The sequence below is a fragment of the Streptomyces sp. NPDC032472 genome, assembly GCF_040636955.1.
Classification (GTDB): Bacteria; Actinomycetota; Actinomycetes; order Streptomycetales; family Streptomycetaceae; genus Streptomyces.
Genome location: NZ_JBEZVK010000004.1, coordinates 1 through 15,888 on the forward strand (window position 1 = coordinate 1; position 15,888 = coordinate 15,888).

At 73.0% G+C, this 15,888-nt stretch carries 14 protein-coding genes; 8 read left to right on the forward strand and 6 right to left on the reverse strand.

The genetic code is table 11. The annotated features are described in order from the left end of the window. Window positions 1-203: 203 nt before the first annotated feature. Window positions 204-1,571, reverse strand: a complete 1,368-nt coding sequence (locus AB0F11_RS03315) for an MFS transporter (RefSeq protein WP_362167801.1) — start codon at window positions 1,569-1,571, stop codon at window positions 204-206. Window positions 1,572-1,973: 402 nt separating this feature from the next. Here AB0F11_RS03315 and AB0F11_RS03320 point away from each other — a divergent pair, with 402 nt between their 5' ends. The 4 genes from AB0F11_RS03320 to thpR all read left to right on the forward strand — a co-directional run bounded on the left by AB0F11_RS03320 (window position 1,974) and on the right by thpR (window position 5,562). Further along, the gene (locus AB0F11_RS03320) at window positions 1,974-2,882 is read left to right on the forward strand and encodes a DUF3027 domain-containing protein (RefSeq protein WP_362167803.1); all 909 of its coding nucleotides are present in this window, start codon (window positions 1,974-1,976) and stop codon (window positions 2,880-2,882) included. A 59-nt stretch (window positions 2,883-2,941) separates the two neighbouring features. Continuing rightward, on the forward strand, window positions 2,942-3,166 hold the full coding sequence (locus AB0F11_RS03325) for a hypothetical protein (RefSeq protein ID WP_362167805.1): 225 nt from the start codon (window positions 2,942-2,944) through the stop codon (window positions 3,164-3,166). Between the two features lie 151 nt (window positions 3,167-3,317). After that, window positions 3,318-4,736 carry an SPFH domain-containing protein gene (locus AB0F11_RS03330; protein ID WP_362167807.1) on the forward strand — a complete coding sequence of 473 codons (1,419 nt, stop codon included), beginning with the start codon at window positions 3,318-3,320 and terminating at the stop codon, window positions 4,734-4,736. 265 nt (window positions 4,737-5,001) lie between these two features. Then, window positions 5,002-5,562: an RNA 2',3'-cyclic phosphodiesterase gene (thpR, locus tag AB0F11_RS03335; RefSeq protein WP_362167810.1), complete on the forward strand. Its 561-nt coding sequence runs from the start codon at window positions 5,002-5,004 to the stop codon at window positions 5,560-5,562. A gap of 185 nt (window positions 5,563-5,747) precedes the next feature. Here thpR and AB0F11_RS03340 read toward each other — a convergent pair whose 3' ends face one another. Continuing rightward, a complete protein-coding gene (locus AB0F11_RS03340) occupies window positions 5,748-6,737 on the reverse strand; it encodes an aldo/keto reductase (RefSeq protein WP_362167813.1) in 990 nt (329 codons plus the stop codon). An 80-nt stretch (window positions 6,738-6,817) separates the two neighbouring features. After that, window positions 6,818-7,513 (reverse strand): GDSL-type esterase/lipase family protein, encoded by a 696-nt coding sequence (locus tag AB0F11_RS03345; RefSeq protein WP_362167816.1) that lies wholly within the window; start codon window positions 7,511-7,513, stop codon window positions 6,818-6,820. Window positions 7,514-7,625: 112 nt separating this feature from the next. On the opposite strand from AB0F11_RS03345, the gene AB0F11_RS03350 reads away from it, so the two are divergent. After that, entirely contained in the window at window positions 7,626-8,690 is a 1,065-nt protein-coding gene (locus AB0F11_RS03350; RefSeq protein WP_362167818.1) for a WD40 repeat domain-containing protein, read from the forward strand. A gap of 545 nt (window positions 8,691-9,235) precedes the next feature. On the opposite strand, the gene AB0F11_RS03355 is transcribed toward AB0F11_RS03350, so the two are convergent. Further along, entirely contained in the window at window positions 9,236-10,591 is a 1,356-nt protein-coding gene (locus AB0F11_RS03355) for an MFS transporter (protein ID WP_362167821.1), read from the reverse strand. Between the two features lie 24 nt (window positions 10,592-10,615). Next, window positions 10,616-11,053 carry a MarR family transcriptional regulator gene (locus tag AB0F11_RS03360; protein WP_361917628.1) on the reverse strand — a complete coding sequence of 146 codons (438 nt, stop codon included), beginning with the start codon at window positions 11,051-11,053 and terminating at the stop codon, window positions 10,616-10,618. 117 nt (window positions 11,054-11,170) lie between these two features. Here AB0F11_RS03360 and AB0F11_RS03365 point away from each other — a divergent pair, with 117 nt between their 5' ends. Continuing rightward, on the forward strand, window positions 11,171-11,353 hold the full coding sequence (locus tag AB0F11_RS03365) for a ribbon-helix-helix protein, CopG family (protein ID WP_361917625.1): 183 nt from the start codon (window positions 11,171-11,173) through the stop codon (window positions 11,351-11,353). Window positions 11,354-11,376: 23 nt separating this feature from the next. Here the strand turns inward: AB0F11_RS03365 and AB0F11_RS03370 are convergent, their stop codons facing one another. Beyond that, entirely contained in the window at window positions 11,377-12,834 is a 1,458-nt protein-coding gene (locus AB0F11_RS03370) for an NCS2 family permease (RefSeq protein ID WP_362167824.1), read from the reverse strand. A gap of 140 nt (window positions 12,835-12,974) precedes the next feature. Here AB0F11_RS03370 and AB0F11_RS03375 point away from each other — a divergent pair, with 140 nt between their 5' ends. Together AB0F11_RS03375 and AB0F11_RS03380 are read left to right on the forward strand one after the other, a co-directional pair. Next, on the forward strand, window positions 12,975-13,250 hold the full coding sequence (locus AB0F11_RS03375) for a DUF2530 domain-containing protein (RefSeq protein WP_362167826.1): 276 nt from the start codon (window positions 12,975-12,977) through the stop codon (window positions 13,248-13,250). A gap of 53 nt (window positions 13,251-13,303) precedes the next feature. Then, window positions 13,304-15,832, forward strand: coding sequence for an HAD-IC family P-type ATPase (locus AB0F11_RS03380; protein WP_362167828.1), 2,529 nt, complete (start codon window positions 13,304-13,306; stop codon window positions 15,830-15,832). Window positions 15,833-15,888: the final 56 nt, after the last annotated feature.

Sequence of the window (15,888 nt, forward strand, 5' to 3'; positions counted from 1 at the left end):
CTCGCCGCGGGGGCTGGATGGTGCCGCTGCGCGGCACCATCCAGCCTCGCCGGCGTTTGAGGCGCGGGGTCCGGGGCGGAGCCCCGATCTTTGAGCCCCGCCGGCGATTGAGGCGGGCGGGGCCGCAGGCCATGGTTCGGGAAGGGGCGGAGAGGGGAACGGCCTCGCGCAGCGGCGGTCCGGGCGGCTCCCGCCGGGCCGGGTTAGGCCACTCGGGCTCGGGTGGTGCCCCGGTGGTGCGGGGTGGAGAGGAGGCCGCGGAGGGCCATCGTGGTGCCCGCGGCCACGATCGCCGCGGCCACCGCCATCCCCAGCACGCCGTTCAGCGGCAGCGCGATGCCGATCGCACCCCCCAGCACCCACGCCACCTGCAGCAGCGTCTCCGACCGGGCGAACGCCGAGGTCCGCACCGCCTCCGGAACGTCCCGCTGGATCATCGCGTCCAGCGACAGCTTCGCCAGCGCCTGGCAGAACCCCGCGGTAGCGGTCAGCACGGCCATGAACAGCCCGCTGAAGAACGCGGCGGCGAGGATCGCCACCCCCAGCGTCACCGCGAGCACCGCCGCGATGATGCCCTCGGGGGCCCGGGCCCGCAGCCACGCGCCCACGGCCGTCCCGCCCGCGTTCCCGACGCCGGCCGCCACGCCCACGATGCCCAGCGACACCGCCGCGCTCTGCCCGGCCAGCGGGTGCTCGCGCAGCAGGAACGCCAGGAAGAAGATCAGGAACCCGGACAGCGCCCGCATCGCCGCATTGGCCAGCAGCCCGCACAGCACGGGCCGGCTGACGGTGCGCAGCCCCGGCTTCTTCGAGTGCGGCTCGTGCGTGGACAGCCGGGCCCGCCGCTCGCCCTTGGCCTCGTCCACCTTGTGCGGCAGCGTGAACGCCGCGACCGTACCCCCCAGGAAGATCGCGCAGGCTCCGTACAGCGGCCACCCGGGCCCGATGGCGTGCAGCCCGGCCGCGACCGGCGCCGCGGCCGCGGTCGCCAGCAGACCGGCCAGGGTCACCCGGGAGTTGGCCTTGACGAGGGAGAAGTTCGGCGGGAGCAGCCGCGGTACCACCGCGCTGCGCACCACCCCGTACGCCTTGGACGCCACCAGCACGCCCAGCGCCGCCGGGTACAGCTCGATCCCGCCGGTGGCCACCGCGCCCGACATCGCCACCGCGAGCAGCGCCCGGGCCAGCATCGAGCACGCCATCGCGGCCCGCCGCCCGTGCGGCAGCCGGTCCAGCAGCGGCCCGATCACGGGGGCCAGCACCGTGAAGGGAGCCATCGTGATGGCCAGGTACAGCGCGACCCGCCCGCGCGCCTCGTCCGTCGGCACCGAGAAGAACACCGTGGACGCCAGCGCCACGGTGATCATCACATCGCCGGCGCCGTTCACCGCGTGCAGCTCGATCAGCTTGCCGAGCCCGGACTCGCCGGCCCCGTGCGCGTGCGTGGCCCGCCGGATCCCGCGCGCCGCTCCCGTCACCGGGAGGCGCAGGGCACGCCCGACGGCCCGGCCGGCCCGCCTGGCCGGTCCCGAGCCGCCACGCGACGACCGTGCGGGTGCCACACTCGACATAGTGCCCCACGGACCCGCCGGGGTCCCGTCCCGGCGCGCTCCCGGGCACTGCGGATGGAGTGCGGACGGCCCTGCACGGGGTCTTCCGCACCGGGACCGGATCGCGGTCGGGTCACGGACGCGTCGCAGCCTTGTCCGCGAATCGGACCTTGCATGTGGGCCAGCGGCGTCGAAGGAGGTAGCGTGCGTAGCGCGCCACCGGCGGTTGCTCTTGGCCGCGCGCCTCTTCGCGATCCCGCAGAATGGATAGCAGGTGGGTGTGCCCGAGGCCGATCGGGCGCGGACGTCGACGCGGCCCTCAGGTCCGCTCCGCTCGCGCCACGTACGGACAGGACCGACGGGTCGTTGTGAACGACAGTACGGACGGCGCACTCGTGAGACGGCGTAGGAGAGAACGAGACAGTGAGTGCTGCGACGACGCGAAGCCGTACCCCCGACCGCCTGTGCGCCGAGGCGGTGGACCTCGCCCGCGAGGCCGCCGAGGAAGCCGCCGCGCCCGGAGTAGTGGGCGAGCACGTCTCGGCGATCGCGGAGGGCGACCGCGTCGTCACCCACTTCTTCGAGTGCAAGGACCCCGCCTACCGCGGCTGGCGGTGGGCCGTCACCGTGACCCGCGCCTCCCGCGCGAAGAACGTCACCCTCGACGAAACGGTGCTCCTGCCCGGCTCCGACGCCCTCCTGGCCCCCGAATGGGTGCCGTGGAGCGAGCGCCTGCGCCCCGGCGACCTCGGCCCCGGCGACCTGCTGCCCACCGACGCCGAGGACCTGCGCCTGGAACCCGGCTACTCCGGCGAGGACGCCCCGCCGCCGAACTCGGCCGTCTCCGCCGAGATGGCCGAGCTCGTCGAGGCCGAGGACGCCGACGTCACGGACCGCACCGTGGTCCCCGCCCGCGGCTCCATTGCCGACGTCGCCGAGGAACTCGGCATGCGGCGCGCCCGCATCCTGTCCCGCTACGGGCTGCACACCGCCGCCGACCGGTGGGACGAGGCCTTCGGGGCGAAGACCCCGATGGCGCAGTCGGCGCCCGCCTCCTGCGTCTCCTGCGGCTTCCTCGTGAAGATCGGGGGCTCGCTCGGCCAGGCCTTCGGTGTCTGCGCCAACGAGTTCGGCCCCGCCGACGGCCGCCTGGTCTCCCTCTCGTACGGCTGCGGCGGCCACTCCGAGGCCGCGGTCATGCCGAAGCCGCTGCGGCCCGCGCCGCCGGTCCTCGACTCGATGGCGGCGGACGAGTTCCCGCTGCGGCCCGCCGCGGACACCGGCTCGGTGCCGACGGCGGACCTGCCGGCCGCGGACCTCGGGCACTCCTAGCCCGCGCGGGTCGGCAGCTGCCCGTCCCGCCGCGCCGGCCGGCGGCGTACCCTCGGCGCATGGGGGACGCCGGGCAACACATGGTGGGACTGGACGGGCGCGTCACCGGAACGGTCGGGCCCGGCCTCGTCGGCGAGGTCATCGTCCGCATCCGGGGCGGCGCCGAGCACTTCCTCGCGTACCCGGCGCCCGGGACGGGACGACTGCCCGTGGGGACGGTGGTGACGGTGGTCGAGCACCAGCCGCCGCGCACGGTGTACGTGATGGCCGCGTACGGCGACTGAGTGGTGCGGTGCGCGGGGCTGCGCCCGCACCGGCGCGGCGCCTCCTCCGTATCAAGATGGCGACAAGCGGCCCCCGAGCCCTACTGAACGGGCCGCGCCGCGCGCACACTCGCCTTCCGTCAGTGCCGAACGGCACTGCGCTAAGGGGGCGTTGCCGATGGCTTTCGGCGTCGTTGCGGGAGTCGTTCTCGCTGCAATCCTTGTCCTGGTCGGCCTCTTCAAGCTCATGTGGCGGGTGGCCGAACCCAACGAAGCACTCGTCATCTCCGGTTCGGCGCACAAGACCGAAGGTCTCGGCGACGGCATGGGGTTCCGGATCGTCACCGGCCGCGGGACGCTGGTGATTCCGGGCGTGCAGGCGGTGCGCAAACTGTCCCTGGACCTCAACGAGACGCAGCTCGTGGTCGATTGCGTCACCCACCAGGGCATCCCGCTGCGGGTGAAGGGCGTCGTCATCTTCAAGATCGGCGACGACATGGTGTCCATCGCCAACGCCGCGCGCCGGTTCCTGGACCAGCAGAAGATGATGCCCGAGCGGGTGCACATCGTCTTCGCCGGCCACCTGCGGTCCATCGTCGGCGGTCTGACGGTCGAGGACATGATCCGCGACCGCGAGAAGCTGATCGGGCAGACCCGGGCGGCCTGCGGTACGGAGATGGAGAAGCTGGGCCTGATCGTCGACTCGCTGCAGATCCACGAGATCGAGGACCCGACCGGCTACATCAAGAACCTGACCATGCCGCACGCCGCGGCCGTGCAGCGGGACGCGCGCATCGCCCAGGCCGAGGCGAACCGGCTGGCGACGGAGGCCGAGCAGACGGCGTTCGCGCGGATGGCGGAGGCCACGCGGGACAGCGAGATCCTCCAGGCCGGCTACCAGGCCGAACGGGACCGGGCCGCGGCCGCCGCCCGGCAGGCGGGGCCGCTGTCGGAGGCGGCGGCCCGGCAGGAGGTCGTCGTCCAGGAGACGCGGGTCGCCGAGCTGGAGTCGCTGCGGCGCGAGCAGCAGCTCCAGGCCGACGTCCGCAAGCCGGCGGACGCGGCGGCTTACGAGATCCGCACCCGGGCGGAGGCGGAACGCGACGCGCAGATCTCCGCCGCCCAGGCGCGGGCGCGGGAGACGGAGCTCGAGGCGGCCGCGGAGGCGGCGGCCATGGAGGCGCGGGGTGCGGCCGAGGCGAAGGCGACCCGGGCCACCGGCGAGGCGGAGGCGGCCGCCGCCGAGGCCAAGGGGCTGGCGGAGGCGGCGTCCGCGCGGGCGCGGGGGCTCGCGGAGGCCGAGGCCATCCAGGCGCGGGCCGCCGCGCTGGCGGAGAACCAGGAGGCGGTGGTCGCGCAGCAGCTTGCCGAGAACTGGCCGGCCATCGTCCAGGCCGGGGCCGGAGCCTTCGGGAACGTGGACCAGATGATCCTGCTGAACGGTGCCGAGGGCATGTCGGACCTCTTCACGAAGGCCCTGACCATGGGCGGTACCGGTCTGGGCCTGGCCCGCCGCCTCCTGACCACCATGTCCGAACCCCCCACGGCGGCCCCACCGGAGCCGCACTCCGTCCCCGTCACGGACGCATAGCCCCGGGAATCCCGGCTCCGCCGGGCACCGGGCTCCGCCCGGAGCCGCGCCTCAATCGCCGGCGGGGCTTTATTTGCCGGGCCCCCGTCCCAGGGTTCGGCGGAGCCGTGATTGCCCTTCGGTGGCCCTTGGCCCTTCGCAGCCGAGGGTCGGCAGGATCCAGCCTCGCCGGCGGGGCTGGACATGCCGGACCGCGTCACGGGCGTCGGCGCCCGTCGGCGGTTGGGGCGTGAGGCGGGGCCGGGTGGGCCGTTAGGCTCGGGGTATGAGGCTGTTTGCTGCCGTGGTGCCCCCGGAGGGGGCCGTGGCCGAGTTGCGGCAGGCCGTACAGGCGGTACGGGACGAGCGGCTCCGCTGGACCGCGGAAGCGGGCTGGCACTTCACCCTCGCCTTCATGGGCGAGGTGCAGGAAGGCGTCCTGCCGGAGCTGTCCACCCGCCTGGCCCGCGCAGCCCACCGCACCGCCCCCTTCCCCCTCCGCTTCCACGGCTGCGGCCACTTCGGCGACCGCGCCCTGTGGACCGGCGCCGCCGGCGGCATCGACGAGATGCGGATGCTGGCCGAGCGCGCCGACGCTGCGGCCCGCCGGGCCGGGGTCCCGATGGAGCAGCACCGCCGCTACAAGGCCCACCTCACCCTGGCCCGCAGCCACGGCGGCACCGCGCTGCGCCCGTACCTCGACGCCCTGGCCCACTTCGAGGGCACGCCCTGGCAGGTCCGCGAGCTCAGCCTGATCCGCAGCAACCTCCCGACCAGCGGCATCCCGGGCGACCGGCCCCGCTACGAGGTCCTGGAGGCCTGGCCGCTCGAGGCCGACGCCCCCTGACCGCCGCGCACCGCCCGCGCCCCTCCGTTCGGGGGACGCGGGCGGTCGCGTTACGCTCGACGGGTGGATCCCAAGACCCGTAACCGTGTGATGGCCGGTGTGCTCGTGCTGATGTTCGTCGTCGTGGCCGTGGCGGCCGCCGTCGGGCAGTAGCAGGAGCAGTGGCACTGCCCCAACCAGGGCCCTTACCAGGCGAACGCCTCCGGCGCCGGGCCCGGCCCCGGGAAGACCTCGTCCAGGCCGTCCAGGACCTCCTGCGAGAGCTCCAGCTCCACCGCCCGTAGCGCGGACGCGAGCTGCTCCGCCGTACGCGGACCCACGATCGGCCCGGTGACCCCCGGCCGGGTCAGCAGCCAGGCCAGCGCGACCTCGCCCGGCTCCAGGCCGTGCTTGTCCAGCAGGTCCTCGTACGCCTGCACCTGCGCCCGGACCGAGCTGTTGGCCAGCGCATCGGCAGAGCGGCCGCTCGCGGTGCGCCCGGAGTCGGCGGCCTTGCGGATGGCCCCGCCGAGCAGGCCGCCGTGCAGCGGGGACCACGGGATGACCCCGAGTCCGTACTCCTGCGCGGCCGGGACGATCTCCAGCTCGGCGCGCCGCTCGGCGAGGTTGTACAGGCACTGCTCGCTGACGAGGCCGAGCCGGCCGGTCCGGGCCGCGGTCTCGTTGGCCTGGGCGATCTTCCAGCCGGGGAAGTTCGAGGAGCCGGCGTAGAGGATCTTGCCCTGCTGGACCAGGACCTCGACGGCCTGCCAGATCTCCTCGAACGGCGTCAGCCGGTCCACGTGGTGGAACTGGTAGAGGTCGATGTAGTCGGTGTTCAGCCGCTTGAGGCTGGCGTCGACGGCCCGCCGGATGTTCAGCGCCGACAGCCGGTCGTAGTTGGGCCACGGCTGCCCCTCGGGGGCCATGCTCGCGTAGACCTTGGTGGCGAGGACGGTCTTCTCGCGGCGGCGCCCGCCCTGCGCGAACCAGGTGCCGATGATTTCCTCGGTGCGGCCCTTGTTCTCGCCCCACCCGTACACGTTCGCGGTGTCGAAGAAGTTGATGCCCGCGTCGAGGGCGGCGTCCATGATGGCGTGGCTCTCCGGCTCCCCGGTCTGGGGGCCGAAGTTCATCGTGCCGAGTACAAGTCGGCTGACCTTGAGGCCGGTGCGTCCGAGCTGTGTGTACTTCATGGGGCCCTAGCCAACTGCTTGGAGTGCGCTCGAGGCAAGTGCCGCGGATGAAGGGCGTGTTACGCGTTACGCCTTACGTGTCAGGCGGGGTCGGCGGCGGCGCGGTAGGGCCCGCCGATGTCCCACGCCTGGTGCAGGACGGCGGCGAACTCGCCGGCCAGCCGGTGCTCGCCGGAGGCGTTGGGGTGGGTGCCGTCGTAGGTGTCGCGGTGGATGTCGTACGCCTCCGGGCGCGCCCCCAGCAGGATCGGCGAGGCGGGGGTCGACAGGTCGGCGGCGGCCTTGGCGAGGAGCTCGTTGAAGCGGGCGACCTCGGCGGCGAAGGGCGCGTCGGACTCGGCCCGTACGTTCGGTATGACCGGCAGCAGGACCATCCGGACGGACGGGCGGGCGGCGCGGGCCTCGGCGATGAACCGGCGGGCGTTGGCGGCGGTCTCGTCGGCCTTGGTGTAGAAGCCGAGGTCGATCAGGCCGAGGGAGACGAGCAGGACGTCGGCCTTGCCGGCGGCGACGGCCGGGCCTATGACGGGGGCCATGTGCTGCCAGCCCTCGCCCCAGCCGGCCAGGTGGCGGCGGGCGCGCTCGGGGAAGGCGGGGTCGGCGTAGGCGTGGCTGGTGGGGGCGTCGGCGTGGATGTCGTACAGCTCGCTGCGCGGGCCGACGATGCGGTAGGGGCCGCCGAAGCTCGCGTTGAGGTGCTGCCACATCCGGTAGCGCCAGGTGTAGTCGCCGGCGCGTCCGATGGTCATGGAATCGCCGACGAACATGAAACGCATCCGGTCATCATCGCGGATCACGCGGCGGAAGCCCCTGTGATGCCGGACACGGTGGCCGCCGGCCCCGGATGGCGGGCCGTCGGGGCGTGCGGGGCCCTGGCAGGCTGGGGGTATGCGCCTGCTGCCGCCGTCACCGTTGCCGTCGTCGGCCGTGTCCCGGAGTTCCGCCGCTGCGGGCGGGCTTGCCGCATGCGCCGCGCTCGTACTGCTCCTGCCGGGCCCGGCGGCGGCCGCGACCCCGGCGCCGGCGCCCGCGCCGACGGGCTTCACCATCAGCGATCCGCGGATCAAGGAGTCGAGCGGTCTGGCGGCGAGCCGGATCCATCCGGGCGTGTACTGGACGCACAACGACAGCGACGACGGCCCGTACGTGTACGCGGTGGACTCGGCGACCGGGAAGACCGTCGCCCGGATCACCCTGTCGGGGATCGGGACGCCCCGCGACGTCGAGGCGATCTCGCTGGGTCCCGACGGGCAGCTGTACGTCGGCGACATCGGCGACAACCGGAACGGGACCTGGGACCACGTCTGGATCTACCGCTTCCCGGAGCCGAAGGTGCTGGCGGACGCCACGGTCACGGCGGAGCAGTTCACGGTGAAGTACGCCGACGGGCCGCGCAATGCCGAGGCGCTGATGGTGCATCCGGTGACGGGGCGGGTGTACATCGCGAGCAAGAGCGAGGAGAAGGGCGGGCTGTACGAGGGACCGGAGCAGCTGTCGGCGTCGGGGACGAACGTGTTCCGGCGGGTGGCGGACCTGCCGTGGGTGACGGACGGGGCGTTCTCGCCGGACGGCGGCCGGCTCACGCTGCGCGGGTACTTCTTCGCGCGGACCTGGCCGTGGAAGGACGGCCGGCCGGAGGGTGCGGGCGAGCGGGTGGACGCGCCGTGGCAGGGGCAGGCGGAGTCGGTGACGTACTCGGCGGACGGGTCGACGCTGATGTTCGGGTCGGAGGGGGAGAACAGCCGGGTGGTGGCCGTGCCGGTGGGTGCGGCGGCGGGGGCGGGGGGCGCCTCCGCGTCGCCGCCGGCGCCGTCCGGGGGGCCGGGGACCCCGCCGGCCGGCGCGGGGGCGGACGGCGGCGGCTCGTTCACCAAGGGGGCGGCGGTCCTGGCCGTGGGCACGGCCCTGGTCATGGCCGCCAAACGCCTCCTGCGCCGCCGCCCCCGCCCCTGATCCCCGCGGCGCGGCCCGCCGCCGGCCGGGCCGCGCCGGCCCGCCCGACGCCGGGGCCGGTGCCGCGCCCGAAGCCGGAGCCGGTGCCGCGCCCGAAGCCGCGGCTGGAGCCGGAGCCGGAGCCGGAGCCGGGCGAGGGCCGGAGCCGCCGCTGCGCGGAGTCGTTCCCCTCCCCGCCCCTTCTCCCCCAGCTACCGCTGGGAGGTGCCCCCAGAAACCGGGGCCTGCGGCCCCGGCCCCCGCCGGGTGCCCGGGCTCCGCCCGGCCCCCGTCCGGGCGCTCCGCGCCGGTGCGCTCAAATGCCGCGCGGGCTGGATGTGCCAGCCTGCGCGGCGCTCGAAGCCGGGGTCCGGCAATTTCAGCCCCGCCGGCGTTTGAGGCGCGGGGTCTGGGGCGGAGCCCCAGGGGGCCCGGTGCCGCCGTCCCTTTCGGAGCCGGGAGTCGGCAGCAGCCGGGCCTGCCTCCGTTTCGGAGCGGAAGTCGGGCAAAATCCAGCCCCGCCGGCGTTTGAGGCGCGGGGGGCGGGGTGGAGGCCCCGGCGGGGGCTACGCGGCCTTGACCAGGCGGCCCTCGGCGGTCGGGACGAAGGCCACGCCCTGCCGGCTGACGCTCAGGCGGAGGTTGCCGACGCGGGAGAGGACCAGCGCGATCGCGGCGGCAGCGACCAGCGAGGCGGCGCCGCCCGCGGCCATGCCGATCCGCGGCCCGTACGTGTCGGTGATCCAGCCGACCAGCGGCGCGCCGATCGGCGTGCCCCCGGTGAAGACCATCATGAACAGGGCCATGACCCGGCCCCGCATCTCGGGGTCCGCGGCCGTCTGGACGATGGTGTTCGCGGTGACGTTGACCGTCAGCCCGAACATCCCGATCGGCACCAGCAGCACCGCGAACAGCCAGAACCCGGGCGCGAAGGCGGTGGCCGCCAGCAGCGCGGAGAACACCAGCGCGGCCGCGACCAGCAGCCGCAGCCGGGCGAGGCCCCGCCGGGCCGCCAGCAGCGCGCCGGCGAGGGAGCCGGCCGCGAGCAGGGTGTTCAGCAGCCCGTACGTACCGGCGTCCTCGTGGAAGACGTCGCTGACGAACGCCGAGAGCCAGATCGGGAAGTTGAACCCGAAGGTCCCGATGCACCCGACGAGCACGATCGGCCAGACCAGCTCGGGCCGCCCGGCGACGTGCCGCAGGCCTTCGCGCAGCTGGCCCTTGGCCCGCGGCTGAGGCTCGACGCGGTGCAGTTCGGCGGCGCGCATCAGCAGCAGGCCGGCGACGGGGGCGGCGAAGGACAGCCCGTTCAGCAGGAAGGCCCAGCCGGAGCCGACGGCGGTGATGAGCACACCGGCGACGGCCGGGCCGACCAGCCGCGCGGACTGGAAGTTCGCCGAGTTCAGGCTGACGGCGTTGGCGAGCTGGTACGGGCCGACCATCTCCGAGACGAAGGTCTGCCGGGCCGGGTTGTCCACGACGGTGATCAGGCCGAGGAGCAGGGCGGCGACGTACACGTGCCAGACCCGGACGTCTCCGGCCAGGGTCAGCACGGCGAGGGCGACGCCGGTCAGCCCCATCAGGCTCTGGGTGGCGATCAGCAGCGGCCGCTTGGGGAGCCGGTCGGCGAGGACGCCGCCGTACAGGCCGAGGACCAGCATGGGCAGGAACTGCAGCGCGATGGTGATGCCGACGGCCGAGGCCGAGCCGGTCAGGGACAGGACCAGCCAGTCCTGGGCGATGCGCTGCATCCAGGTGCCGGTGTTGGAGACGGCCTGTCCGAGGGCGAAGAGCCGGTAGTTCCGGATCCGCAGCGAGGCGAACATCGACTTCGGGTTCGACGTCGACCTCGCGCTGCGGGTGGCGGTGGTAGGGGTGGGTAGGTGGCCGGGTGCGGAACTGGGTCCGTTTCCCGTACTCAAGAGGTCAGCCTCCTTGCGTCGGTCCTATAGGTGCGCGAGCTTCTCCAGGACGGGCGCGGCCTCGCGGAGCTTGGCCCATTCGTCCTCGGTGAGCTCTGCCGCGAGCCCGGCCAGGAAGGCGTTGCGCTTGCGGCGGCTCTCTTCGAGCATCGCCTCGGCCTCCTCCGTCTGGCTGACCACCTTCTGGCGGCGGTCCTCGGGGTGCGGTTCCAGCTTGACCAGTCCCTTGGCCTCCAGCAGCGCGACGATGCGCGTCATGGACGGCGGCTGCACGTGCTCGCGCCGGGCCAGCTCGCCGGGGGTGGCGCGGCCGCAGCGGGCGAGGGTGCCGAGGACCGACATCTCGGTCGGGCTCAGCGATTCGTCGACGCGCTGGTGCTTGAGGCGTCGGCCCAGCCGCATGACGGCGGAGCGGAGGTCGTTCACGGCGGCAGCGTCGCCGCCATGGGAAAGGTCGGGCATGTCCTTAGGGTAACTCATTACTCTCTCTAAAGAACAACGGGATACCCGTCACTCATACGAGTGAGCGGGCGGCGAAAAACGACGCGCATCCACGCCCTGTGCCCCGACCCTTGCGCCATGGGGACACACGTGCTGAGCATGCGCATAGACGGGGAGCTGCTCGACCGCCTCCGGGTACACGCCGCCAAACGCGGAATGAGCGTCCAGGACTACGTGGTCCGGACGCTCATTCGCGATGACTTCGACGAGCGCTTCAAGGCAGCGGTCGACGAGACGGAGAAGTTCTACGGGCTGACCTGAGCCGCCCGCGGCCGGGTCCTTGCCTACGTGAGGCCGAGCGCCGGCATGGCGTAGTAGAAGACGAACACCGCGGACACGACGTACATGGCCACCGGGACCTCGCGGCCCCGGCCGGTTGCCAGCCGCAGCACGCTGAAGCTGATGAAGCCGAGCCCGATGCCGTTGGTGATCGAGTACGTGAAGGGCATCATCACCATCGCCAGGAAGGCGGGGACGGCGATGGTGAAGTCGCTCCAGTCGATGTCCTTGACCGAGCCCGCGAGGATCAGGAAGCCGACCGCGACCAGCGCGGGCGTGGCCGCCTGGGACGGCACCATCGTGGCGAGCGGGGTCAGGAACAGGGCCACCGTGAACAGGCCGCCCGTGACGACGTTCGCCAGGCCCGTACGGGCGCCCTCGCCGACACCGGCGGTGGACTCCACGAAGCAGGTGGTGGCCGAGGAGGACGAGGCGCCGCCGGAGGCCACGGCCAGGCCGTCGATGAACAGGACCCGGTTGATGCCGGGGAAGTTGCCGTCCTTGTCGATCAGCTTGGCCTCGTCGCCGACGCCGAGGATCGTTCCCATCGCGTCGAAGAAGCAGGACAGCAGCACGGTGAAGACGAACAGGCAGCCGGTCAGCACGCCGACCTTGCCGAAGCCGCCGAACAGGCTGACCTCACCGACGAGCCCGAAGTCGGGCGCTGCCACCGGGTTGCCGGGCCACTTCGGCACGGTCAGGCCCCAGCCGGAGTCCGGCAGGTCGGCGACCAGTTGCACCACGAGGGCGGCGACGGTCATCGCGATGATGGAGATCAGGATCGCGCCGGGCGTCTTGCGGATCAGCAGGGTGAACGTCAGCAGCACGCCGACGATGAAGATCAGCACGGGCCAGCCGTGCAGGTGGCCGTTCAGCCCGAGCTGGAGCGGAACGGTGGTGTGCGCGGCGTCCGGGATTCGGGTGACGAAGCCGGAGTCGACCAGGCCGATCAGCATGATGAACAGGCCGATGCCGATGGCGATGCCCTTGCGCAGGCCCAGCGGCACGGCGTTCATGACCCGCTCGCGCAGGCCGGTGGCGACGAGCAGCATCACCACGAAGCCGGCGAGCACCACCATGCCCATGGCGTCGGGCCAGCTCATGCGCGGGGCGAGCTGGAGGGCGACGACGGTGTTGACGCCGAGGCCGGCGGCGAGGGCGATCGGGACGTTGCCGATGACCCCCATGAGGAGCGTGGTGAAGGCCGCCGTCACCACGGTGGCGGTCACCAGCTGGCCGCTGTCGAGCTGGTGGCCGTACATGTCCTTCGCGCTGCCGAGGATGATCGGGTTCAGCACGATGATGTAGGCCATCGCGAAGAAGGTGGCGAAGCCGCCGCGGATCTCGCGGGCCACGGTGGAGCCGCGCTCGGAGATCTTGAAGAAGCGGTCCAGGCCGGACGTCCCGGGAGTCTGGGGCTGCGCGGCGGGCGCAGGGGCCGGGGCAGGGGCCGACGTGCTCATGCGGTCCTCATTGCGTGGGCATTGGGGGTTCATACGGAGAAAATGGGCCGAGCCCACAACCGTTTCAGTATGAACACATGAACGAAAGCCCGTCCATCTCCGCGCGTAGACCCTGAATTCTCCCGCCTAGACTTGTGGGCATGGCGAAATGGACACCGAAACACGAGGCGCCGGAGCCCCTGGAAGGCCCGGTCGTCGCGACCGTCACCGGCGGCACGATCCTCTGGTTCGCCCTGTTCCTCGTCCAGCTGCCCTTCTACGGCTGGTTCGCCGACCGGGACCTGCTGTGGTGGGTCTGGTGCTGCGCGGCCGGCGGCGGGCTCGGCCTCATCGGCATCTGGTACGTCCGCGGCCGCGACGCCGCGCTCAAGCGGCACGCCGCGGCGGCGCAGCCCGAGACCGACGCCGAAATCTGATCTTCGCTCTTCTCGGCGGGTGAAGCGGCAGAACCCGCTTTACCGTCGAAAGCATGACGCAGCGGGCAGGGATCGAATCCGACGGGCCCGAGCCGGGCGCTGCCGGCGGCACCGGCGGCTCGGGCAGGGCCGCCTCCGGCGCGGCCGGCTCCGGCGCGGCCGACTCCGACAGGGGATCCCGCATCGACGCGGGCGCCGAGCTGGACCCCGTCCACCCCGTGGCCCCGCCCGCCCCCCGTTTCGAGCCCCGCGGTCTGAGCACCGCCGAGGTCGCCGAGCGCGTCGCGCGCGGAGCCGTCAACGACGTGCCCGTCCGCTCGTCCCGATCCACCGCCGACATCGTCCGCGCCAACGTCTTCACCCGCTTCAACGCCATCATCGGCGTGCTGTGGGTCGTCATGCTGTGCGTCGCGCCGCTCCAGGACAGCCTCTTCGGCTACGTCATCCTCGCCAACACCGGCATCGGCATCATCCAGGAGCTGCGCGCCAAGAAGACCCTCGACAGCCTGGCCGTCATCGGCGAGGCCAGACCGAGCGTCCGCCGCGACGGACGCACCGCCGAGATATCCACCTCCGAGATCGTCCTCGACGACGTCATCGAGCTGGGTCCGGGCGACAAGGTCGTCGTCGACGGCGTCGTCGGCGAGGCCGACGGCCTGGAGATCGACGAGTCCCTGCTCACCGGCGAGGCCGACCCCGTCCTCAAGCGGCCCGGCGACCCGGTGATGTCCGGTTCCTTCGTCGCCGCCGGCGGCGGCGCGTTCACCGCCACCAAGGTCGGCCGCGAGGCCTACGCCGCCCAGCTCGCCGAGGAGGCCACCCGCTTCACCCTCGTCCACTCCGAGCTGCGCTCCGGGATCTCCACCATCCTCAAGTACGTCACCTGGATGATGATCCCGACCTCGATCGGCCTGATCATCAGCCAGCTCGTCGTCAAGGACACCGGCCTGAAGGACTCGATCGCCCGCACCGTCGGCGGCATCGTCCCGATGATCCCCGAGGGCCTCGTCCTGCTGACCTCCGTCGCCTTCGCCATCGGCGTCGTCCGGCTCGGCCGCAAACAGTGCCTGGTGCAGGAGCTGCCCGCCATCGAGGGCCTCGCCCGCGTCGACGTGGTCTGCCTCGACAAGACCGGCACCCTGACCGAGGGCGGCATGGACGTCACCGAGCTCCGCCCGCTCGCCGGCGCGGAGCCCGCCCACCTCAAGAAGGTCCTCGGGGCGCTCGGCGAGTCCGACCCGCGCCCCAACGCCAGCCTCCAGGCCATCATCGACGCCTACCCGGACAGCGCGGACTGGCGCTGCACCGAGTCCCTGCCCTTCTCCTCCGCCCGCAAGTACAGCGGGGCCAGCTTCAGCGAGGGCGACGGCGAGAACTCCACCTGGCTGCTCGGCGCCCCCGACGTCCTGCTCCCGGCCGGCGACCCGGCCCTGGAGGAGATCGACGAGCTGAACGAGCAGGGCCTGCGCGTCCTGCTGCTGGCCCGCGCCGCCCGCGAGCTCGACGACGAGGCCGTCGCCTCCGGGGCCCGGCCGACCGCCCTGATCGTGCTGGAGCAGCGGCTGCGGCCCGACGCAGGCGACACCCTGCGCTACTTCGCGGACCAGAAGGTCCACGCGAAGGTCATCTCCGGCGACAACGCGGTCTCCGTCGGCGCCGTCGCCGGCAAGCTCGGCCTGCCCGGTGCCGAGAACACCGTCGACGCGCGCAAGATGCCGGCCGAGCGGGCGGGCATGGCCGAGGTGCTCGACGGCAACTCGGTCTTCGGCCGGGTCAGCCCGCAGCAGAAGCGGGACATGGTGGGCGCCCTGCAGTCGCGCGGCCACACGGTCGCGATGACCGGCGACGGCGTCAACGACGTCCTCGCCCTCAAGGACGCCGACATCGGCGTCTCGATGGGCTCGGGCTCGGAGGCCACCCGGGCCGTCGCGCAGATCGTCCTGCTCGACAACAGCTTCGCCACCCTCCCCTCGGTGGTCGCCGAGGGCCGCCGCGTCATCGGCAACATCACCCGCGTCGCCACCCTCTTCCTGACCAAGACCGTCTACTCGGTGCTGCTGGCGGTGCTGGTGGTCTGCTGGCAGGTGGAGTACCCCTTCCTGCCGCGCCACCTGACCCTGCTGTCCACCCTCACCATCGGCGTCCCGGCGTTCTTCCTGGCCCTGGCCCCGAACAAGGAGCGGGCGCGGCCGCACTTCGTGAGGCGGGTGATGCGGTACGCGGTTCCGGGCGGTGTGATCGCCGCGGTCGCCACGTTCGTCTCGTACCTGCTGGCCCGCCACCACTACGTCGGCCCCGGCTCCCTCCAGGCCGAGACGAGCGCGGCGACGCTGACCCTGTTCCTGACGTCGATGTGGGTGCTGGCGATCATCGCCCGCCCGTACACGTGGTGGCGGCTGGTGCTGGTCGGTGCGATGGCGGGGGCCTTCCTCGTCGTCCTGGCCGTCCCGTGGCTGCAGGACTTCTTCCAGCTGAGGCTGGTGGGCACCCTGATGCCGTGGACGGCGGTCGCCATCGCCGCGGCCGCCTCCGCCCTGATCGAAGGCACGTTCCGCTGGGTGGACCACCGCTTCCCGGCGTAGGGCCGGGCGGCCGGGTACCCGGCTTTGGTGGTCCACCCTTCCGGGTGGTGACAGGA